Consider the following 20,113-nt stretch of genomic DNA (forward strand, 5'->3'; position numbering starts at 1 on the left):
CAGCGACCGCGGGGGCGCAAAGCCGGTGCTGCCCACCGCCATGGATGGCCTGCTGCAGCAGGTGCTCGCCACCTTGAGCCAGCACGTGCGCGATGCCCTTGACCGATCCGCAGAGGATCTGCAGATCGCCCAGCAGCAGTTACTGGACAGTGAGCTGCAGGAGCAGGGTGAGCAGCAGCTGCCGCGGGTGCGTCAGCACCTAAATGCGGGCCTGGCGGCGGCCGAGCAGGCCATCAATCGCCTCTCCGCCAGCCTGGAGTTGCCGCGGCTGCTGCTGCTGGCCGATCAGGATCAGGTGCGCCGCGGAGCCCTCGCCCGGGTGGAGGCCGTGCTGCGCGACCGCGAACTGATCGATGGCCGGCTCGATGGGGTGATGGAGGGTTGGCGGCTCACCCGTCTGCCCCGCATCGACCGCGACATACTGCGTCTGGCCGCCGTGGATCTCGACAGCTTCCAGACCCCCCCGGCGGTGGCCTGCAACGAGGCAGTGGAGCTGGCCAATCGCTACAGCGACGAACAGGGGCGCCGCATGATCAATGGGGTGCTGCGCCGTTTCACCGCCGCCCGAGCGGTGGCGGGAGCCTGAGGGCGCCATGGCTTACGACTGGTTCAACCGAACTGGGCCTGACCCAGCAGACGCCAACCAGGACGCCCTGGAATGGGCCCGGCTGGCCTACGCCCGGCTGAAGGCCCAGCAGGAGGAGCAGAAGCAGGAGCAGGAGGAGGAACACAAAGAGGCGCCACCAGAGGCCATTGCACCTCCTCCCTCCCCAGAGCCTCCCTCCCCAGACCCGACACCCGTCCTGTCCCTGCTCGAGCAGGCGGCGGCCCAGAGGGCCGAACGGCAGCAGGCCATCGGCGTCGCTACCCCTGAAACCGCAGCAGCCCCGCAAGCCGCCCCAGGCCCCGAGCCCAGCCTGGGTGACTTCGACACCGTCTTCACCTGGTCTGCCGAGGTGCTGGCGGCCCAGGGCAAGCGCGCCGATCAGGTGTCACTTGAGGAGATCGACTGGCTCGGCCGCCTGCGCGGGGGCCTGGAGAAAACCCGCCAGGGCTTTGTCACCCAGCTGCTCGACAAGCTCGGCGATGACCCCCTCACTCCGGAGGTGCTGGACGATCTGGAAACCACCCTGCTGCGGGCTGACGTGGGCGTGAAGGCCACCGACCAGGTGCTCGATGCCCTGCGCCAGCGCCTCAACCTGGAGGTGGTAGATCCCAGCGAGGGGCTGCGCTTTCTCAAGGAGCAGCTGCGCGCCATTCTCGACAAACCGATCCAGGCCAGCCCGGCAGCCTTGCTGGCTCCCCAGCGGCAGCAGCTCAATGTGTGGCTGCTGGTGGGTGTCAACGGCGTCGGCAAGACCACCACCCTGGGCAAACTGGCCAATTTGGCCGTGCGCAGTGGCTACAGCTGCCTGATTGCGGCTGCTGACACCTTCCGGGCCGCTGCGGTGCAGCAGGTGCAGGTGTGGGGCGAGCGCAGCAATGTGCCGGTGGTGGCCAACCCCAGCGCCAATGCCGATCCGGCGGCGGTGGTCTACGACGCCATCGGTGCGGCCCAGGCCAAGGGCACGGAGCTGGTGCTGGTTGATACGGCCGGCCGGCTCCAGACCAAGCACAACCTGATGGAGGAGCTGGCCAAGGTGCGCCGCATCATTGACAAGCTGGCTCCCGAGGCGGTTGTGGAGTCATTGTTGGTTCTCGATGCCAGCCAGGGTCAGAACGGGCTGCGCCAGGCCATGGCCTTTGCCAAGGCGGCTGGCCTCACCGGCGTGGTGCTCACCAAGCTCGATGGCAGTGGCCGCGGCGGCGTTGCCCTGGCGGTGGCATCGGAGGCGGGGCTGCCGATCCGTTTCATCGGCGCCGGCGAGGGTATTCGCGATCTGCGCCCCTTCAACAGCTTTGAATTCGTCGAGGCCCTCCTGGCTCGGTGAGCAACAAGCCGCCACCGCGCCCCCCGCAGCAGGCCAGCCCGGCCCTCTCGGCGGCAGCTTCCCTGCGGCAGTTACTCGACAGCCTCAGCCGGGAGCAGCGCCGCAACCAGGAGCTGCTCGCCTCCCTGGCCTTCACCCTGCGCAGCTTCACCAACCTGGGCCGCTTCCTGGAGCTGGTGCCCCTGGTGGCATCCCGGCTGGTGGAGGCAGAGGGAGCCGTGCTGGTGGTGTTTCACGAAGATGGCCGCATCTGGCGCGAGCAACTCCAGGCATCGCCTGGGGATCGCTGTGCCGAGCTGGTGCGTCAACTGGCAGCCCTCGGGGATGGGGAGCTGACCCTGCTCGACCAGCGGGTAGGCCGCTTGCTGGGCGGTAGCCAGGTGTTTGCCACCTCGGTGATGGCCCGCAGCGTGCAGCGGGGGCGGCTTTATGTCTTTAGTGGGCGCCAGGGCTTTGCCTGGAGTGAGGTGCATCGACGCCACCTGCAGCTGGTGGCCGATCTCAGCGCCGTGGCCCTGGAAAATGATGCCCTGCAGCAGACCATGCGGCGCCATGAGCGCCTCGATCGCCAGCTCAGTACGGGCGCGGAGATCCAGGCCCAGTTGCTGCCCGATCACTGCCCCGTGATCGACGGAGTCGAGCTGGCCGCCCGCTGCCGGCCCGCCTTCCAGGTGGGTGGGGACTACTACGACTTCATCCCCACCCGCCCCCAGTTGCAGGGCCAGCGCCGTGAGCAGGCCCGCTGGGCCCTGGTGATGGGAGATGTGATGGGCAAGGGGGTGCCCGCGGGCCTGTTGATGACCCTGTTGAGGGGCATGTTGCGGGCGGAGGTGTTGAGCGGCCACTCCCCGGAACGGATCCTTCACGATCTCAACCAGCTGGCCCAGGAAGACCTGGCCCATTCGCACCGTTTCGTCACCCTCTTCTATTCCGATTACGACCCCAAAACCCGCCGGTTGCGCTTCGCCAATGCGGCCCACAATCCGCCCCTGATCTGGCGGCGGCGGCGCAACCAGGTGGAGCGTCTCGATGCCCCCGGCCTGCTGATCGGCCTGCAGAGCGAGGCTGACTACGGCATCGAGCAGGTAGTGCTGGAGTCGGGCGATGTGGTGCTCTATTACACCGATGGCGTCACGGAGGCCACCGGGTTTAGCGGCGAACGCTTCGATGAGGAGCGGCTGATCCGCCAGCTGCAGACGGCCTGCCATGCCGGCCTTGGAGCCCAGGGGATTCTCGACCAGCTGTTTGCCCGGCTCGATCGCTTTGTGGGGGCGGAACGGCAGCTCGACGACGATGCCTCGATGGTGGTGCTGAAGGTGCGGGAGGAGCTGATGCTGCCCTTGCTGCCAAGCTGAATCCCCGCCCTGCGCCCTGTGCCCAGCCCCGAATGGCCATTGATCCAGCTGCGTCCAACTGGAGCCAACGCTTTGAGCAGGGGCTGAATCCGGCCATTGAGCGCTTCAATGCATCGATTGGTTTCGACATCAACCTGCTCCAGCAGGACCTCGACGGCTCCGTCGCCCATGCCCGCATGCTGGGCAGCTGTGGGGTGATCAGCGAAGCCGAAGCGCTCCAACTGATCGAGGGCCTGGAGGCAGTGCGGGCCGAGGCGGCCTGCGGCAGTTTCCAGCCCGGGCTGGAGGCCGAAGATGTGCACTTCGCCGTGGAGCGACGCCTGATCGAACTGCTGGGCAGCCTGGGCAAGAAATTGCACACCGGCCGCTCCCGCAACGACCAGGTGGGCACGGACCTGCGGCTGTGGCTGCGCAGCCAGATCGATGCGATCGATGGGGCGCTGCTGCGTTTCGAGCGGGCCCTGCTGGTCCAGGCCGAGCTCCACAGCAGCGTCCTGATCCCCGGCTACACCCATCTGCAGCGGGCCCAGCCGGTCTGCCTTGCCCACCACCTGCTGGCCTACATCGAGATGGCCGAGCGGGACCGCTCCCGCCTGGCCGATGTGCGCGGCCGGGTGAACTGCTGCCCCCTGGGGGCGGCTGCCCTGGCGGGCACGCCGGTGCCGATCGATCGCCGCCAGACGGCTGCCGAGCTGGGCTTTGAGGCCATCTATGCCAACAGCCTCGATGCGGTGAGTGATCGGGATTTTGCGGTGGAGTTCATGGCGGCCGCGAGCCTGGTGATGGTGCACCTCAGCCGGCTCAGCGAGGAGGTGATTCTCTGGGCCTCCCAAGAATTTGGCTTCATCGGGCTCACCGACCGCTGCGCCACCGGCAGCAGCCTGATGCCGCAAAAGAAGAATCCGGATGTGGCCGAGCTGGTGCGTGGCAAGAGCGGCCGGGTGTTTGGCCACCTGATGGGGCTGCTGACCATGATCAAGGGCCTGCCCCTTGCCTACAACAAGGACTTTCAGGAAGACAAGGAAGCCCTGTTTGACGGGGTGCGCACCTGCCTCGATTGCCTTGAGGCCATGGCGATTCTGTTTGAGGAGGGCTTGGAGTTTCGGCCCGAGAGGCTCGAGGCGGCGGTGGCGGCTGACTTTTCCAATGCCACCGACGTGGCCGACTACCTCGTGGCGAAGGGGGTGCCCTTTCGTGAGGCCTATCAGCTGGTGGGCGGCCTGGTGAAGGACTGCCTGGCGGAGGGGATTCTGCTGAGGGATTTGCCGCTGGAGCGCTGGCAGCTGCTTCATGCTGCTTTTGAAATCGACATCCACGCGGCGATCACCCCCCGCCAGGTGGTGGCGGCACGCCGCAGTGAGGGGGGTACGGGGTTTGACCAGGTGCAGCAGCAGCTGCAACGAATTCGGAGTCGTCTTGACTCCTGAGGGCCGTCAGCTTTTGGTGGGCGTCTTAGGGTGCTGGAGTTAGCGGCCTAAGGGCCCACATGCATCGGCCCCGCGGTCGATCTTCGGTTCGTGAGTATCTTTGTCGGCAACCTTCCTTTCCGCGCTGAGCAGGACGACGTAGCGGAACTGTTTGCACCCTTCGGTGACGTGGTCAGCTGTTCCTTGCCCCTCGAGCGAGATACCGGGCGCAAGCGCGGCTTCGCCTTCGTCGAGATGGTCGATGACGCTGCCGAAATCAAGGCCATCGACGCCCTGCAAGGGGCTGAGCTGATGGGGCGCCCCCTGCGCATCAACAAGGCTGAGCCCCGCGGGGCCGGCGGGGGCGGGGGTGGCGGCCAGCGTCGCGGCGGTTACGGCAACGGCGGCGGGGGTGGCGGCGGTGGCTATGGAGGGGGTGGCGGCGGCTACGGCAATGGCGGTGGCGGTGGAGCTGGCGGTAGGAGTACTGGGGGCGGCGGCTCCGGTGCCCGCGGCTGGGAAGACCGCAGCTATGGCTCTGGTGCCCCTGCCCCTAGCGACAATTTTGATGCGGGCCGCACCCGTCGCCGCCGCAGCGGTGGCGGGGATACCGGTGGTGGCGATACCGGCGGTGGCAGCTATTACGGGGGCGCCGAGGGCTAGGCAGGGGCGCCGGCTGGCCAGATCCCGCCTAATAGCCCCGCTCCTCCAGGGCGAGGGCCGCCGCTTCCAGCACGCTGGGGTCCGCATCTCGGCAGCCGGCGGCCCGGGTGAGGCCCTGGCGCCAGCGCCTGGCCCCTTCCACCCCCTCCACCAGGTGAACCAGGTGGCGAGCGATCGGCCAGAGCCGTTTGCCTCGCTGGCGCCATCGCTCGGCATGGGGAATCAGGCCCCGCACCACACTCGATGCGGTGGCCTCGGGCTGGCTGTCGTCCGCGAACACCTGCCGATCCACCCCCGCCCACTGCAGCGGGTGCCCGTAGGCCGCCCGGCCCACCATGGCCCCATCAACCAGCTGGAGTTGTTCCAGGCAGCTTTCCAGGCTGGTAAGCCCGCCGTTGAGCTCGATCGTGAGGTCGGCCCGATCCCGTTTGAGCTGGTGCACCAGCTCGGGGCGCAGGGGCGGAATCGTGCGGTTCTGTTTGGGATCGAGCCCTGCCAGCCAGGCCTTGCGCGCATGGACCGCAAAGCGTTGGGCCCCTGCCGCCGCCAGCGAGTCGACGAAGCCAAGCAGTTCGGCGTAGCTGTCGCGCTCGTCAATGCCGATCCGGTGTTTCACCGTTACCGGCAGGGGGCTGGCGGCGGCCATGGCGGCCACACAGCGGGCAACCTGGGCCGGATCGGCCATCAGGCAGGCCCCGAAGCGGCCCTTTTGTACCTTTTCGCTTGGGCAGCCCACATTCAGGTTGATCTCGTCGTAGCCCCAGTCGGCCGCCAACTGGGCGGCCTCCGCCAGCAGTGCCGGATCGTCGCCCCCCACCTGCAGGGCCAGGGGTTTTTCAACTGGATCAAAGCCCAGCAGCCGCTCCAGCCGGCCATCGGGCTGGCTGGAGCCCGGTTCCAGGCGGGCGTGATGGAGGGCCCGGGCCACCACCATCTCCGTGTAGAGCAGGCTGCGCCGGCTGATCTGGCGCATCAACACCCGGAAGTGTCGATCCGTGTAGTCCATCATCGGAGCCACACTGAAGCGATAACTGGCCGGATCGATCTGCCCCATGCCCCCATGCTGCCCGCCCGCGATGCTGCTTAGCCATGCCGTCTAGCGAAGCCGCCGTGGTGGTGGCAGGGGGTGGAGCGGCGGGCTTCATGGCTGCCATCGCCGCCGCCGAAGCGGGGGTGGGCGATATCTGTCTGCTGGAGGCCACCAGCGAGCCCTTGCACAAGGTGTTGATCAGCGGCGGCGGCCGTTGCAACGTCACCCATGCCTGCTGGGATCCCCAGGCCCTGGTGGGCCATTACCCCCGTGGCGGCCAGGCCCTGCGGGGCCCCTTTGGCCGCTTTGGCCCCGGCGATGCGGTGGCCTGGTTTGGCCGGCACGGGCTGGAGCTGGTGGAGGAGGCAGACGGCCGCCTGTTTCCCCGCTCCAACCGCTCCGAGTCTGTGGTGGCCAGCCTGCGCCGGGCGGCCTTGCAGGCCGGCGTGCGGCTCCATACGGGAGTGGGTTTGCAGGGGGCTGCCCTGGCCAGTGGCGGGGGCTTTGCCCTGGAGCTCCGCGGAGGCCAGTGCCCGCAGATGACAGCTGGGCGGTTGGTTCTGGCCACTGGCAGCCACCCCAGCGGCCGCCGTTTGGCGGCGAGCCTGGGCCATGGGCTGGTGCCTCCTGTGGCTTCCCTGTTCACCCTGGCCATGGCTGGCGATCCCCTGCTGGATTTGGCTGGAGTGGTGATGGATCCGGTGGAGCTGGCCTTGCAGTTGCCCCCTGATCCGGCGGGCGGTGCGGGCGGGAGCCGTTTTCGCCAGCGGGGCGTGGTGCTGATCACCCACTGGGGCATCTCCGGGCCGGCCACCCTGCGCCTGACGGCCTTTGCAGCCCGGGCCCTCAAGGTTGCCGGCTACCGCGGCGAATTACGGCTCGATTGGACCGGTGGCCAGTCTCAGCCCGAGCTGGAAACCATGTTTGCCGAAGCCAAGTTCGGCCAGGCCAAACGCCAGCTGGCCAACTGGCGGCCTTGGCCGCAGTTGAGTCGCCGCCTCTGGCTGGCCCTGCTCCAGGGCCAGGCGGTCGATCCCCAGCAGCGCTGGGCCGACCTGACCAAGCGTCAGCAGCAGGGGCTGATCACGGCCCTGCGGGATACCAGGGTGGCCGTGACGGGGCGGGGACCCTTCGGCGAAGAATTTGTGACGGCGGGGGGCATCCCCCTCGGTGAGGTCAACCTGGCCACGATGGAAAGCCGCCGTCAGGCAGGCCTCTACCTGGTGGGCGAATTGCTGGACATAGACGGGGTCACCGGTGGATTTAACTTCCAGCACTGCTGGAGCAGTGGCTGGCTTGTGGGTCAGGCCTTGGCCAGGGCCTGAGAAACTGGCTCGGGCCTATTTGATTTGATCGAATACGGAGAACATTGGCAGATACATTGCCAGCAGAATTGAGCCGACAATGCCGCCGACTACGACGATCAGTGCCGGTTCGAGCATGGAGGTTAGGGCCTTGACTGTGGCGCCAACTTCGTCTTCGTAGAAGTCGGCAACCTTGGAAAGCATGGTATCCATTTCGCCTGTTTCTTCGCCGATGGACATCATGCTGATCGACAGCTCTGGGAATGCCTTCATGTTGCCGAGGGCGACGCTCAGGGGGATGCCTTGCAGGACCCCCTCGCGACTGCTGCTGATCGCATCAGCCATGATTGAATTACTTGTTATTTCTTTGACGATATCAAGGGACATTAGGATTGGCACTCCCGCCCGCGAAAGGGAGCTGAAGGTGCGGCAAAATTGGGCTGTGGCTGATTTTTGAATCAACTCGCCAAAGAGGGGGAGTTTGAGAATCAATAAATCAACCCGGCGCCTTCCTGGCGGCGTCGCATAAAGCCTGCCAAAGATATAAATAAAGATCGCCAAGCCGGCTGCCAAATAAAGGGTGAATGGAGATCTCAGCAGGCTGCTCAGGTTCACCATGGCCTGGGTAAACCAGGGCAGCTCAGCGCCGAGGCCATCAAAAATACCGGCAAAGGTGGGAATGATGAAAATAGTCATGCCCAGGAATACGGCGACGGCTATAAAAAGCACCGCCACGGGATAGCCCATGGCACCTTTGATCTGATTTTGAAGTTTGGCATTGTCCTCCAGCAGCTTGGCAAGCCGTTTGAGGGATTCATCCAGCACTCCGCCTGCTTCCCCAGCTTCCACCATGGCGATGGTGAGCTTGTCAAAAACCTTGGGCCAACGTCTTAGGGCTTCACCAAGCGAGGTGCCCTGGTTCACCTCCAGGCTGATCGATTCGAGTGCACGCTTGAACATCGGCAGCTTCTGCTGGCCTGCCATCAGATCAATGCTGCGCACAATCGGAACGCCAGCATTCACTAGGGCGGCCATCTTGCTTGCAAAAACAGCTTTGTCCTTGATGCCTGGCCTGGTCTCGATCAGTTCGCTGAAGCGTGAGAAGTTCAGCTTCTGATTCAGGAGTGCTTTGGCATTGAATGCACTGACCGATGTCTCTGTTTTCTGTTTGATCTCGGTGGCTCGGATACCGCGCAGGCGCAGGGAGCGTTTTGCCTGGCTTGGATCCGCCGCCTCGACGTCGATGACAGCCGCTTTCCCCCGGGGGTTGATGTAGGTGGCGGCAAAGGTCGGCATGGATCAGCCCAATTGGCTCACAAGCCGTTTGAGTTCTTCAGGTCTTGATGATTTTAAAAGGGCCGTATCCAGGCTGATCTGGTTACTTAGTACCAGATTGGCAAGGGCCTTCTCCAGGGTTTGCATGGACAGTTGTCCCCCTGTTTGGATCTGGGAATAAAGCTGGGCCGTTTTTGCTTCCCTAATCAGGTTTGCCGTTGCCGGGGTGTTGATCATGATCTCCTGGGCCAGTACCCGGCCGTTCTCGCCAGGGCCCTGGTGCTGGCGTTTGCAAAGGGTTTGGGCAAAGACCGCCACCAGGCTGGTGCTCAGTTGCACCCGGATCTGGGTTTGTTGGCTGGCTGGAAATACATCAACCATCCGGTCGACGGTTTGGGCGGCCGAGCTGGTGTGCAGGGTTGCGAAGACGAGGTGACCAGTTTCGGCGGCTGTGATGGCCAGCTGGATGGTTTCGAGGTCACGCAGTTCCCCAACCAAAATCACATCTGGATCCTCGCGAAGAGCTGCCCTCAGTGCATTTGAAAAGCTCCGGGTATCGTCGTTTACCTGGCGTTGGTGGATGACACTTTTAGCTGGCTTATAGGTGAATTCGATAGGGTCTTCAATGGTGAGAATATGCTCGGCACGCGTTTGATTAATGTGCTCCAGGATGGCCGCGAGGGTGGTGGTTTTGCCCGAGCCCGTGGGGCCTGTCACCAGGATCAGCCCCTTTGGCGTGTGGCTCATTTCCTCAACGATCGGCGGAAGCCCCAGGCTCTCGAGCGATGGCACCTTATTGGCCAGGGCCCTCAGGCAGGCGGCATAGCTGCCCCGCTGTCGATAGACGTTGACCCTGAAGCGGGCTAGGCCTTTGAGGCCATAGGCGCAATCGAGCTCCCAGGTTTGTTCCAGTTGTTTTCGCTGTGAGTTGTTCAGCAACGAAAAGATAAGCCTGTTGCAGGCTTCTTCTTCTAGGATTTCAGCCTGCATGGGCCTGAGTTGGCCATTGAACCTTCCATAGGGCGGCTGGCCGGCGCTGATGTGCAGATCGCTGCCCCCATCGGCAACCAGTTGGCCCATTAGCTCTTCGATCATTACGGCCATGGGTAGGTCAGCGAGTAGTCAGACAGTAGGGGCATTCGAGCCACTCATCGTGCAGGCCAGCGCCGCAACTTGTGCAGGTAAGGGTGCTCAATGATCGCGCCCGCCGCTCTGACTCCAGGCCGGAATCGGTCAACAACATGCGTTCAACTTCGCCCAGGGTTGTGTGGCCATCGCGCACCAGCTGGAGTCCATAGCCCAGCAGGGTTTTCATGCCGTTTTCTATGGCCATTCGCCTCAGCACATCGGTGCTTTCATGTTTGGCCACCGCAGCCGCAAGCCCGTCGGTCATGCGCAGAATCTCGTACACACCGACGCGGCCTTTGTAGCCGGCGCCGTTGCAGCTGCTGCAGCGGTTGTGATCGCTGCGGCCTTGGGTGTTTGCTTTGTAGAAGGTGACATGGGTCTCGTTGCTTCCCATTAAGCCAAATCTGGCCAGTTCCTCGGGGCTGGGTTCATAGCTGATTCGACAGGCTGGGCATACCCGGCGCACCAGGCGCTGGGAGACGATTCCGAGCAGGGAAGCACTCACCATGAAGGGTTCGACGCCCATCTCACTGAGGCGTGCGATGGCGCTGGCCGCATCGTTGCAGTGCAGGGTTGTCATCACCAGGTGGCCTGTGAGGGCCGCCTCGATAGCTGTTTTTGCCGTTTCCAGGTCGCGGGTCTCGCCAACGAGCAGCACGTCCGGGTCCTGACGCATGAAGGCGCGCAGGGCCGTACTGAAGTCAAAGCCCTTATCGCGGTTGACCTGGGTTTGGGTGATGCCAGGCAGGGTGTATTCGATTGGATCTTCAACCGTGGAGATATTTATCCCCGGATCGTTGCGCTCGGCCAGCAGTGCGTAGAGGGTCGTGGATTTGCCAGATCCAGTTGGCCCGGTGACCAGCAGCATGCCGTAGGGCTTGGAGCCCATCTCCCGCAGGGTCTGGCGGGCCTCCCCATCGGTTATCAGGGTGTCCAGGCCCAATTGGGTGGCCCCGCTGTCCAGCAGGCGCAGGCAGATCTTCTCGCCGTTGCGCCCCGGCAGGGTGCTGACGCGGAAATCCATTTTCCGACCCCTGAACATGCGCCGGATGCGGCCGTCCTGGGGCAGGCGACGCTCGGCTATGTCGAGCTCAGCCATGATCTTGATGCGGGAGGTGACCGCCGGAGTGAGGCTTTTGGGCAGGTCTTCAAACTGCTTTTGCAGCACGCCGTCGAGGCGGAAGCGCACCTCCAGGGTGTTTTCCTGGGGTTCGACGTGGATGTCACTCGCCCCGGAGGTGAGGGCTTCGATCAGGATTCGGTCCACCAGGCTGATGATTGGCGAGGCCGTGCCGCTGCCCCCCGCGGCGGCGCTGGTCTCCAGATCTTCAATTTCGGCAATCTCCTGGAGCTGGCCCTGGCCCGAGCTGGCGATCCCCAGCTCCTGGGTCAGGGATCGGGTCGCAGCCGGTGGCGAACTGGGGGGCAGCAATTGGCCTGGACGCGACGGTGTGGAGCTCATGGCGTCAGGAGGTGCGGGCTTCCGCCGCTTGTGGGAGGTGGGCCTGGAGCTTCAACATGTCTAAAACTAAAGTCTGATCTTGTCAGCCATGAACGGTGACACCTCTATGAGCGGCGACCCCTCCATGAGCGGCGACAGCTCCCTGCCAGGAGACAGCTCCCTGCCAGGAGAAAGCCCCATGCCCGCTTCGATGCCGGCTGATACCAATCCTGGAGCCGGTGCAGACCACCCTGCCGCCTCCGCCGGGGAAAATCCGGCTTCTGAGCTGGAGGAGAAACTGGCTTCCCTAAAGGCCGAGCATGAGGCCCTCAGTGGCCAATACATGAGATTGGCCGCCGATTTTGACAATTTCCGCAAGCGCCAGAGTCGCGACAGCGACGACCTGCGCCTCCAGATCACCTGCTCCACCCTCGGTGAAATCCTGCCGGTGGTCGACAACTTCGATCGGGCTCGCCAGCAGCTCAATCCCCAGCATGAGGAAGCTCAGACCCTGCATCGCAGCTACCAGGGTCTCTACAAGCAGCTAGTGGACGTGTTCAAACAGCTGGGTGTGTCGCCGATGCGGGTCGAAGGGGAGCCCTTTGATCCCAGCCTCCATGAGGCGGTGCTGCGGGAGCCCAGCGACGCCCACCCCGAGGATGTGGTGATTGAGGAGTTGCAGCGCGGTTACCACCTCAACGGCAGGGTGCTGCGCCATGCCCTGGTAAAGGTTTCCATGGGGCCAGGCCCGGCCGATTCCGGCGAGGGCGCCCCAGCTGGCCCAGGCGCGCCTGAGGAGCACAACGGCTGATGGCCGATTACTACGACCTGCTTGGCGTTGCTCGTGATGCCGATCCCGACACTCTCAAACGGGCCTACAGGCGGCTGGCGCGCCAGTACCACCCTGACGTCAACAAGGACCCTGGTGCCGAGGACAGGTTCAAGGAGATCGGTCGGGCCTACGAGGTGCTCAGCGATCCCCAGACCCGGGGCCGCTACGACCAGTTCGGCGAGGCGGGCCTGGGCGGCGGCGGCGGTATGCCCGACATGGGCGACATGGGTGGGTTTGCCGACCTGTTTGAGACCTTTTTCAGTGGTTTTGGCGGGGCGGCTCCTGGCCAGGGCCCCCGGCGGCGAGGGCCCAACCAGGGCGACGACCTGCGCCTGGATTTCACCATCAGCTTCCAGGAAGCGGTGTTTGGCATCGAGAAGGAGGTGCAGATCCGCCATCTCGAAACCTGCGACACCTGCAAGGGCACCGGTGCCAAGCAGGGCAGTGGCCCCACCACCTGCGGAACCTGCGGCGGCTCTGGCCAGGTGCGCCGGGCTACCCGCACGCCCTTCGGTAACTTCACCCAGGTGGCGGCCTGTCCCACCTGTGAGGGCAGCGGCCAGGTAATTGCCGACCCCTGCAATGCCTGCGGCGGCCAGGGGCTGCAGCAGGTGCGTAAAAAGCTGCGGATCAACATCCCCGCCGGCGTGGATTCGGGCACCCGGCTGCGGGTGGCCAACGAGGGCAATGCTGGCCAGCGGGGCGGCCCCAGCGGCGATCTCTATGTGTTTCTGACCGTTCAGTCGGCTCCGGGCCTGCGCCGCGATGGCATCCACATCCATTCGGAGGTGACGCTGAACTACCTCCAGGCAATCCTGGGCGACACCATCGAGGTGGTTACGGTCGATGGTCATGAGCAGTTGGAAATTCCCGCCGGCACCCAGCCCGGAGCCGTGATCACCCTGCAGGGCAAGGGGGTTCCCAAGCTCGGCAATCCGGTGGCCCGAGGCAACCACCTGTTCAGCGTCAAGGTGCAGCTGCCCACCAAGCTCAATGGGGAGGAGCGGCAGTTGCTCGAACAGCTGGCCGGTCACCACACCAGCAAGGGCCAGAGGCATCCCCACAAGAGTGGTCTGTTCGGAGGCCTATTCGGTTGACAGCCGGCCCCGACCCATCGGCTCCGGCGGCCCAGCTCGACCTGCGCGGTACCCCCTGCCCGCTCAATTTCATCCGCACCAAATTGGCCCTCGAACGGCTTGGCTCCGGAGAGCTTCTCTGGGTTGATCTCGATGGGGGAGAGCCCCAGCAGCTGGTGAGCGAAGGCCTGATCAGCGCCGGCCACCGGGTTGAATGCCGGGCCCACCCCCACCAGGAGGGCGCGGTGCGCCTGCTGGTGCTGTGCCATGGCGGTTGAGCCAAAACCCCTGCGCCTGAGCGGGCTGGTGGTTTCCCTGCTCGCCAACTACTGCTGGGTGGAGTTGGACCAGCCCGGCTCCAGCGGGACCACCCGCCTGCTCTGCACCCGACGCACCCGGCTTGGCAAGAGCGGCCAGACCATCGCCGTGGGGGATCACGTCTGGCTGGAGGGTATCGACTGGCCGGCGGGCCGGGGGGCCGTGGCGGCTCTGGAGCCCCGCGACGGCCTGCTGGAGCGGCCGGCGGTGGCCAACGTGGCCCGGGTGGTGGTGGTGGTTGCCCTGGCCGAGCCCGAGCTTGACCCCCTGCAGCTCACCCGCTTCCTGTTGACGGCCGAGGCCACGGGCCGGCCGGTGCTGTTGGTGTTTTCCAAGGCCGATTTGGTGTCCCCAGCGGTCGCCGCTGACTGGTGCCGGCGGGCTGGCGCCTGGGGCTACGAGGCCCTGGCGCTGTCGATCCAGACCGGCCAGGGGCTGGAGCGGCTCAGCCAGCGGCTGCGCGAGCCGGGCATTGCCGTGTTGTGTGGCCCCTCCGGCGTCGGCAAGAGCAGCGTGCTCAACGCCCTCTGCCCGGAGCTGGGCCTGAGGGTGGCGGCGGTGTCGGGGCGGCTGCAGCGGGGGCGCCACACCACCCGCCACGTGGAGCTTTTCCAGTTGGCTCCAGGCGCCCTGATGGCCGACACACCTGGCTTCAACCGGCCAGAGCTGCCTGGCGAGGCCATCCATTTGGGCCCCCTCTTTCCGGAAATACGCAGGCGTCTGGAGGCAGGATGTTGTCGTTTTAAGAACTGCCTGCACCTGGGCGATCCAGGTTGTGCAGTTGGGGTCGACTGGGAGCGCTACCCGCTTTACAGCCAGTGCCTGGGTGATCTTGCTGGCCAGAGCGGTCGGCAGGCAGGTCGGCAGGCAGAGCGCTCCAATCGCTCTGGGGGCTCTGGGCTGGCCAGCCACCTGCGCCAGCCATCCCGGCGGCTCCAGCGCCAGCAGGTGCTGGACGGGGAGTCCTTGGGGCAAGCGGATGGCGAATCTGAAGGTGATTTGGAGCGCGATTCCGAAGGCGATTCGTAGCGCGAAAGCCAGTCCGAGTTCAGCCCCCCAGGCCTGGCAGATTGAGATTGAGTCCGCCGGTCAGCTCCTCCATGCGGCCCTTCATGGTGCCGGTAGAGAGCTCATAGGCCGATTGCAGGGCCTCCAGCACGGCCGCCTCGCTGGCGGCGGCCCCTTCTGCCAGCAGCTCCGGGGCCAGTTGCACCCGCAGGGGTTGCTGGTTGCCGGAGAGCCACACGCTTGCCCGGCCGTCGGCGCTGCGGCCCTCCAGCTCCATGGCGTCGAGCTCCTCCTGCAGCTTCTGGGCGTTCTGCTGGAGTTCTTGGGCTTTCTTGAAGGCTTCGGTGAGCTGACCGAAGTTGGGGAGTCCGAAGCCAGCCATGCCCAGGGAGTTGCTTTGCGCAGGCTAGAGGCCCTTCAGCCCCCTGGCCCGAAGCCCAGTCGCTTCACCTCGGGGTGGAGTGCAATCCCGCGGCCTGTCATCACCCGGCGCTGCACCTCCTCGATCAGGGCGCTGATGTCGGCGGCCGTGGCCTGGCCCGTGTTGACGATGAAATTGGCATGGATCGGCGACACCTGGGCCTGGCCGATCTGCAGGCCCTTGAGCCCCAGGGCCTCGATCAGCTGGCCGGCTTTGTGGGGTTCTGGATTGCGAAATACGCTGCCGCAACTGGGTTGCTGGTAGGGCTGGGTGCTGGTGCGGCTGTGCAGGTTGGCACTGGTGCGGGCCGTGATTGCGGCGGGGTCGTGGCCGGCCTCCAACTGGAAGCGAGCCGAGAGCACAATCCAGGCCTCCGCCTGGAGGCGGCTGTGGCGGTAGGCAAACTCGAGGGCTTTGGCAGGCAGATCAAAAGGAGCTTCGTGCCTGGTGGGATCCACCAGCCGCACCGACTTCAGCCACTCGGCCGTGCAGCCCCCCTGGGCGCCCGCATTCATCACCACGGCCCCGCCCACGGTGCCGGGGATGCCCACGGCCCACTCCAGGCCGCTGAGGCCCAGGCGGGCCGCCTTGCGGGCCAGGGTGGGGATCGGCTCGCCGGCCTCGGCCTCCACCAGGCCGGTGCTGGCATCGAGGCTGCTGCCCTGCAGGCGGCGGTTACAGAGGGTGAGGCCCGCCAGCCCGGCATCGGCGATCAGCAGGTTTGAGCCTGCCCCAATGCACCGCAGGGGCATGGCCTGGGCCTGGGCCCAGGCCGCCAGGGCCACCAGCTCCGCTTGGTTGCCTGGCTCGGCGAGCCATTCGGCAGCCCCCCCCACTTTCCAGCTGGTGAAGTTGGCCAGCGCGACCCCTTGGCGTAAAGCGAGGGGCCAGCTGGGAGCCGGGGCCATCGTGCTCAGGCGGCCAGGGGAGCGTCGCTGCCAGCCGCTGGTGGGCGCTGGCAGAGCTGGTCCCAGAGGCCATTGACATCTCCGGCGCCCATGGCCAGCACCAGGTCACCCTCCCGGCTGGCAATCACGACCTGGGCCGCCAGTTCCTCGAGATTGGCGGCTACGAGCACGGGCTTGCCCGGATCCAGCTGGAGCAGGGCCGTGGCGATTGCGGCGCTGTTGATGCCCTGGATCGGCGCTTCCCCGGCGGCGTAGAGGGGGGCGATCAGCACCGAATCGGCCTCGACCAGGGCCGCAGCAAAGCCATCTAGAAACTGGGCGGTGCGGCTGTAGCGATGGGGCTGAAACACCGCCACCAGGCGCCGGGGGGGCACCGGCAAGGGGCTGCGGCCGCTGTCCACCATCAGGCGTGCCATAGCGAGGGTGGCAGCCACCTCGCTGGGGTGGTGGGCGTAGTCGTCGACCACCAGCCGCCCCTCCCAGATGCCGCGAAAATCGAAACGCCGGCCGGGGGTCTGCAGGGCGGCCATCGCCTGGGCGAGTTCGGCAAACGACACCCCCTCGAGCCGGCAGGCGGCCATCGCCGCAACCGCGTTGCTGAGGTTGTGGCGGCCGGCCAGGGGCAGCTCAAACGATCCCACCACCTCGCCGTCTTCGTAGAAGTCGGCCAGGGTGCCGTCACCGCGCTGCTCCCGGGCGATGGCGGCAAAGGAAACCCCCTCGGGCGATTCGATCGACCACCAGTGGCTTGGCTGGAATTGATCCCGCAGGGTGGGGCAATCCCGGTTGGCAAGCAGCCGCTCGGCTTTGCCGGCAAACCTCTGCAGGGTGGTGATCAGGGCTTCGAGGTTGGGGTAGTGGTCGGTGTGATCCAGCTCAACGTTGGTGAGGACGGCGAGGGAGGGCTTGAATTTCACCAGGGAGCCATCGGATTCATCGGCCTCAGCTACCAGCAGGGGGCCTTTGCCATGGCGGCCATTGCTGCCGAAGGCCGGCACGATGCCCCCGATCACGGCGGTGGGGTCGTGGTTGGTGGCCGCCAGCAAGGTGGCTATCAGGCTGCTGGTGGTGGTTTTGCCGTGGCTGCCCGCCACGGCGATCGAGGGCTGGCTGTTGATCAGGGCGGCCAGCACATCGGAGCGATGGCAGATGGCCAGACCCATCCGGCGCGCCTCAGCCAGTTCGGGGTTGGTTTCCGGCACCGCTGAGCTGATCACCACCAGGGGGGAAACGGAGGTGCCGCTACGGATTGCCGCCACGGTGGTGGCGCTCTGTTCCAGAAAGACCCGCACCCCCAGCCGGCGCAGCCGGTCCAACACGGCGTGGTCGCGGGGATCGGAACCGCTCACCGCATAGCCCCGCTCCGCCAGGATCCCTGCCAGGGCAGACATGCCGATGCCACCAACTCCGATGAAGTGCAGTGGTTGGTGGCGATCGAGCAGCGGCGGCAAGGTCAGATCCTGATCAGGGCCCGGTGGGCAAGAAATTAAACGGGCAACAGCTTCTCGACCTTTACGAGTTGCTGCGCGTTTGGCCATGGTCCATGGCCGGATTCCCTTCGGCAAGAGGGTTCGGCGACTTAATTTCTGTATGATCTGCAGCCAAAACCACCTTAGCTAGCGGCTTTTGCCGTATTCGGCCCATGACCCTGCGCGTTGCGATCAATGGATTTGGGCGAATCGGTCGCAATTTCCTGCGCTGCTGGCTGAGCCGCGGTGCCAACACCGGCATCGAGCTGGTAGGTCTCAACGGCTCCGGTGACACCACCACCAATGCCCACCTGCTCAAGTACGACACGATGCTGGGCCCCCTGCGGGGCGTCGATGTCACCACCACCGACAACGCCATCTTCGTCAACGGCAAGGAGATCAAGGTCTTCTATGACCGCAACCCCGCCAACCTTCCCTGGAAGGAGTGGGGTGTGGATCTGGTGATTGAGTCCACCGGCGTCTTCAACGACGATGTGGGCGCCAGTAAGCACTTCGAAGCCGGCGCCAAAAAGGTGATTCTCACCGCACCCGGAAAGGGGGCAAAAGTCGGCACCTTCGTGGTTGGAGTTAACGCCGACCAATACCGCCACGAAGACTGGGACATCCTCAGCAACGCCAGTTGCACCACCAACTGCATGGCCCCGGTGATCAAGGTGCTGGATCAGGAGTTCGGCATCGTCAAGGGCACGATGACCACCACCCACAGCTACACCGGTGACCAGCGCATTCTCGATGCAGCCCACCGCGATCTGCGCCGTGCCCGGGCCGCGGCGGTCAACATTGTGCCCACCAGCACTGGGGCTGCCCAGGCGGTGGCGTTGGTCTATCCGCCGATGAAGGGCAAGCTGAGCGGCATCGCCATGCGCGTGCCCACCCCGAACGTGTCGGTGGTTGACATGGTGCTCGATATCAGCCGTGACACCACCAAGGAGGAGGTAAATGCCTTGCTCAAGGCCTCATCAGAAAACGGCATGAAGGGCATCATCAAGTACTGCGACCTGCCCCTGGTGTCCAGCGACCATGCCGGCACCGACGAATCGGCGATCATCGACTCCGAGCTCACCTTGGTCATGGGCGGCAACATGTTGAAGGTCATCGCCTGGTACGACAACGAGTGGGGCTATAGCCAGCGGGTGGTCGATCTGGCCGAGATCGTGGCCCAGAAGTGGCAGTGAGTTCAGGCCCAGCCTGATCTGTGCGGGCCGTCCTTCGGGGCGGCTTTTTGCTGCGGATTGATTCGTTTGCCGTTTCAATAGCTGCTTCTCGAGATGCTGGCTCACAAGGGAGCCGGCCACCGCCAAAGGATCAAGCCTGATAGGTTTCATATCAGCTTTTATATGGCCATGGTCGCGCGCCAGATCTCCATCACCCTGGATGATGAGCTGCTTGAGTTTGTCGACCGATCGGGCTCCAACCGCTCTGCTGCCATTGCTGAAGCCGTGCGCCAGTGGCGCGACCTGCAGTGGCAGCGCCGCCTCGGCGAGGCCTATGCCGCGCTCAACGAAGCCGAGGCGGATCCATCGCAGACCATCCAGCCGCCGGATGCTCTGGTCGCGGCCCGCGAAGCAGCCGCCCTCAGCCCCTTGCCAGCGTGATGCCCAGCCCCGGTGATCTCTGCACCTGGCCTCGCAACCCCCTGCTGCGCGACAGCAAACGACGCCCTGTAGTTGTGCTCTCTCCCGCTTACCCAGGCCGCTCGACGGTCCTCGTCGTTCCGCTCAGCTCAGATCTCTCCTCCCGCAGTCTTCCCTTGCGAGTGGTGATTAAGGTCACGCCGGCCAATGGCTTGGAAATCGACAGCCTGGCCCTATGCGATCAGCTCACCTGTCTGCTGGTGAGCCTGCTGGGGGAGCCGTTCGGGCGGCTGGAGCCCGGCTTGCTGGCCCAGCTGAGGCAGCGCGGCGCTCTGGCCCTGGGGCTGATGCCCAGCGACCTGCGCCCTGGCGGCGGCTGATACCCCTATCCATTGACGTGATCCCCGGGCCGGCCCACCCCCTCGCCGCTCAGGCGTGGGGCTGGAGGTTGTCTGCGCCTTCGATCACCCGGGCCGAAACGATTCGGTCGTCGACGCCGAGCTCCTCGAGTACGTCCATCCCTTCCACCACATAGCCGAACACCGCGTTGCGCCCATCCACCAGGTTGAGGCCGGCGGGGGTGAGCTCCGGCTCATACAGGAAGAAGAAGAACTGGGATGATCCGTCGTCGAGGTTCCCGTCGGAGTGGGCCCAGCCCAGGGTGCCGTAGGTGGCGAAGGGCAGCACCGGTTCCGCCTTGTAACGGCCGACGTCCTCGAAGGTCTGGTTGTAAATCGGCTCGGGATCATCGGTGATGCGGATCTCTAGTGGCACGTGCCGCTCCACGCCGCTCTTCGGATCCACATAGCCCATGGCCTCGCCCTTTGGATCGCCGCTCTGGAGCACGTAGAAGTCTTCGGCCCGGGTGAAGGGAAGGCCGTCATAGAACTTGCGCTGCACCAGATCCACGAAGGCGCCGCCCGTGAGCGGGGCGTTGTAGCCGTCGATCACGG

General features: G+C 65.3%; 21 protein-coding genes. 13 read left to right on the forward strand and 8 right to left on the reverse strand.

What is annotated here, in order from left to right; genetic code table 11:
- The first annotated feature begins 25 nt into the window (after positions 1-25).
- The 5 genes from nusB (at position 26) to KBZ15_RS03955 (ending at position 5,355) form a co-directional block, all read left to right on the forward strand.
- Positions 26-586, forward strand: coding sequence for a transcription antitermination factor NusB (nusB, locus tag KBZ15_RS03935; protein ID WP_255013583.1), 561 nt, complete (start codon positions 26-28; stop codon positions 584-586).
- Between the two features lie 7 nt (positions 587-593).
- Positions 594-1,931 (forward strand): signal recognition particle-docking protein FtsY, encoded by a 1,338-nt coding sequence (gene ftsY / locus KBZ15_RS03940; RefSeq protein WP_255013544.1) that lies wholly within the window; start codon positions 594-596, stop codon positions 1,929-1,931.
- Complete coding sequence (locus KBZ15_RS03945) at positions 1,928-3,286, forward strand: PP2C family protein-serine/threonine phosphatase (protein ID WP_255013546.1); 1,359 nt, start codon at positions 1,928-1,930, stop codon at positions 3,284-3,286. The genes ftsY and KBZ15_RS03945 overlap by 4 nt, the downstream gene beginning before the upstream one ends.
- A 32-nt stretch (positions 3,287-3,318) precedes the next feature.
- The gene (argH, locus tag KBZ15_RS03950; protein ID WP_255013547.1) at positions 3,319-4,713 is read left to right on the forward strand and encodes an argininosuccinate lyase; all 1,395 of its coding nucleotides are present in this window, start codon (positions 3,319-3,321) and stop codon (positions 4,711-4,713) included.
- Positions 4,714-4,803: 90 nt separating this feature from the next.
- Entirely contained in the window at positions 4,804-5,355 is a 552-nt protein-coding gene (locus tag KBZ15_RS03955; RefSeq protein ID WP_255013548.1) for an RNA-binding protein, read from the forward strand.
- Between the two features lie 28 nt (positions 5,356-5,383).
- Here the strand turns inward: KBZ15_RS03955 and dusA are convergent, their stop codons facing one another.
- On the reverse strand, positions 5,384-6,409 hold the full coding sequence (gene dusA / locus KBZ15_RS03960; protein WP_255013549.1) for a tRNA dihydrouridine(20/20a) synthase DusA: 1,026 nt from the start codon (positions 6,407-6,409) through the stop codon (positions 5,384-5,386).
- A gap of 35 nt (positions 6,410-6,444) precedes the next feature.
- On the opposite strand from dusA, the gene KBZ15_RS03965 reads away from it, so the two are divergent.
- Positions 6,445-7,710: an aminoacetone oxidase family FAD-binding enzyme gene (locus tag KBZ15_RS03965; RefSeq protein ID WP_255013552.1), complete on the forward strand. Its 1,266-nt coding sequence runs from the start codon at positions 6,445-6,447 to the stop codon at positions 7,708-7,710.
- Positions 7,711-7,725: 15 nt separating this feature from the next.
- On the opposite strand, the gene KBZ15_RS03970 is transcribed toward KBZ15_RS03965, so the two are convergent.
- The 3 genes from KBZ15_RS03970 to KBZ15_RS03980 are packed head-to-tail and all read right to left on the reverse strand — an operon-like array spanning position 7,726 to position 11,554.
- Entirely contained in the window at positions 7,726-8,985 is a 1,260-nt protein-coding gene (locus KBZ15_RS03970) for a type II secretion system F family protein (protein ID WP_255013554.1), read from the reverse strand.
- 3 nt (positions 8,986-8,988) lie between these two features.
- A complete protein-coding gene (locus tag KBZ15_RS03975) occupies positions 8,989-10,068 on the reverse strand; it encodes a type IV pilus twitching motility protein PilT (protein WP_255013555.1) in 1,080 nt (359 codons plus the stop codon).
- Between the two features lie 7 nt (positions 10,069-10,075).
- Positions 10,076-11,554, reverse strand: a complete 1,479-nt coding sequence (locus KBZ15_RS03980) for a GspE/PulE family protein (protein ID WP_255013558.1) — start codon at positions 11,552-11,554, stop codon at positions 10,076-10,078.
- Between the two features lie 124 nt (positions 11,555-11,678).
- Here KBZ15_RS03980 and grpE point away from each other — a divergent pair, with 124 nt between their 5' ends.
- Genes grpE through rsgA form a run of 4 tightly spaced genes read left to right on the forward strand, consistent with a single transcriptional unit; the run spans position 11,679 to position 14,788 of the window.
- The gene (gene grpE, locus KBZ15_RS03985; RefSeq protein WP_396123396.1) at positions 11,679-12,344 is read left to right on the forward strand and encodes a nucleotide exchange factor GrpE; all 666 of its coding nucleotides are present in this window, start codon (positions 11,679-11,681) and stop codon (positions 12,342-12,344) included.
- A complete protein-coding gene (gene dnaJ, locus KBZ15_RS03990; RefSeq protein ID WP_254930171.1) occupies positions 12,344-13,462 on the forward strand; it encodes a molecular chaperone DnaJ in 1,119 nt (372 codons plus the stop codon). The genes grpE and dnaJ overlap by 1 nt, the downstream gene beginning before the upstream one ends.
- Complete coding sequence (locus KBZ15_RS03995; RefSeq protein ID WP_255013563.1) at positions 13,459-13,719, forward strand: sulfurtransferase TusA family protein; 261 nt, start codon at positions 13,459-13,461, stop codon at positions 13,717-13,719. Before dnaJ ends, KBZ15_RS03995 begins: the two co-directional genes overlap by 4 nt.
- On the forward strand, positions 13,709-14,788 hold the full coding sequence (gene rsgA, locus KBZ15_RS04000; RefSeq protein ID WP_255013566.1) for a ribosome small subunit-dependent GTPase A: 1,080 nt from the start codon (positions 13,709-13,711) through the stop codon (positions 14,786-14,788). The genes KBZ15_RS03995 and rsgA overlap by 11 nt, the downstream gene beginning before the upstream one ends.
- A gap of 19 nt (positions 14,789-14,807) precedes the next feature.
- Here the strand turns inward: rsgA and KBZ15_RS04005 are convergent, their stop codons facing one another.
- From KBZ15_RS04005 to murC, 3 genes are read right to left on the reverse strand one after another with little or no spacing between them, the layout of a single operon-like run.
- Positions 14,808-15,149: a YbaB/EbfC family nucleoid-associated protein gene (locus tag KBZ15_RS04005; protein ID WP_197152711.1), complete on the reverse strand. Its 342-nt coding sequence runs from the start codon at positions 15,147-15,149 to the stop codon at positions 14,808-14,810.
- Between the two features lie 35 nt (positions 15,150-15,184).
- A complete protein-coding gene (murB, locus tag KBZ15_RS04010) occupies positions 15,185-16,096 on the reverse strand; it encodes a UDP-N-acetylmuramate dehydrogenase (protein ID WP_255013570.1) in 912 nt (303 codons plus the stop codon).
- A gap of 5 nt (positions 16,097-16,101) precedes the next feature.
- Positions 16,102-17,547, reverse strand: coding sequence for a UDP-N-acetylmuramate--L-alanine ligase (gene murC / locus KBZ15_RS04015; RefSeq protein WP_255013572.1), 1,446 nt, complete (start codon positions 17,545-17,547; stop codon positions 16,102-16,104).
- 191 nt (positions 17,548-17,738) lie between these two features.
- Here murC and gap point away from each other — a divergent pair, with 191 nt between their 5' ends.
- The 3 genes from gap (at position 17,739) to KBZ15_RS04030 (ending at position 19,540) form a co-directional block, all read left to right on the forward strand.
- On the forward strand, positions 17,739-18,761 hold the full coding sequence (gene gap, locus KBZ15_RS04020) for a type I glyceraldehyde-3-phosphate dehydrogenase (protein WP_254930176.1): 1,023 nt from the start codon (positions 17,739-17,741) through the stop codon (positions 18,759-18,761).
- 168 nt (positions 18,762-18,929) lie between these two features.
- Positions 18,930-19,181 carry a CopG family ribbon-helix-helix protein gene (locus KBZ15_RS04025; RefSeq protein WP_255013575.1) on the forward strand — a complete coding sequence of 84 codons (252 nt, stop codon included), beginning with the start codon at positions 18,930-18,932 and terminating at the stop codon, positions 19,179-19,181.
- Positions 19,181-19,540, forward strand: a complete 360-nt coding sequence (locus KBZ15_RS04030) for a type II toxin-antitoxin system PemK/MazF family toxin (protein WP_255013577.1) — start codon at positions 19,181-19,183, stop codon at positions 19,538-19,540. The genes KBZ15_RS04025 and KBZ15_RS04030 overlap by 1 nt, the downstream gene beginning before the upstream one ends.
- Positions 19,541-19,589: 49 nt before the next feature.
- Here the strand turns inward: KBZ15_RS04030 and KBZ15_RS04035 are convergent.
- Positions 19,590-20,113: peptidylprolyl isomerase (locus KBZ15_RS04035; RefSeq protein WP_255013580.1), on the reverse strand; the 524-nt coding region annotated here is incomplete at its 5' end.

Origin of the sequence: Cyanobium sp. BA20m-p-22 (genome assembly GCF_024346275.1) — a bacterium.
GTDB lineage: Bacteria > Cyanobacteriota > Cyanobacteriia > PCC-6307 > Cyanobiaceae > Cyanobium_A.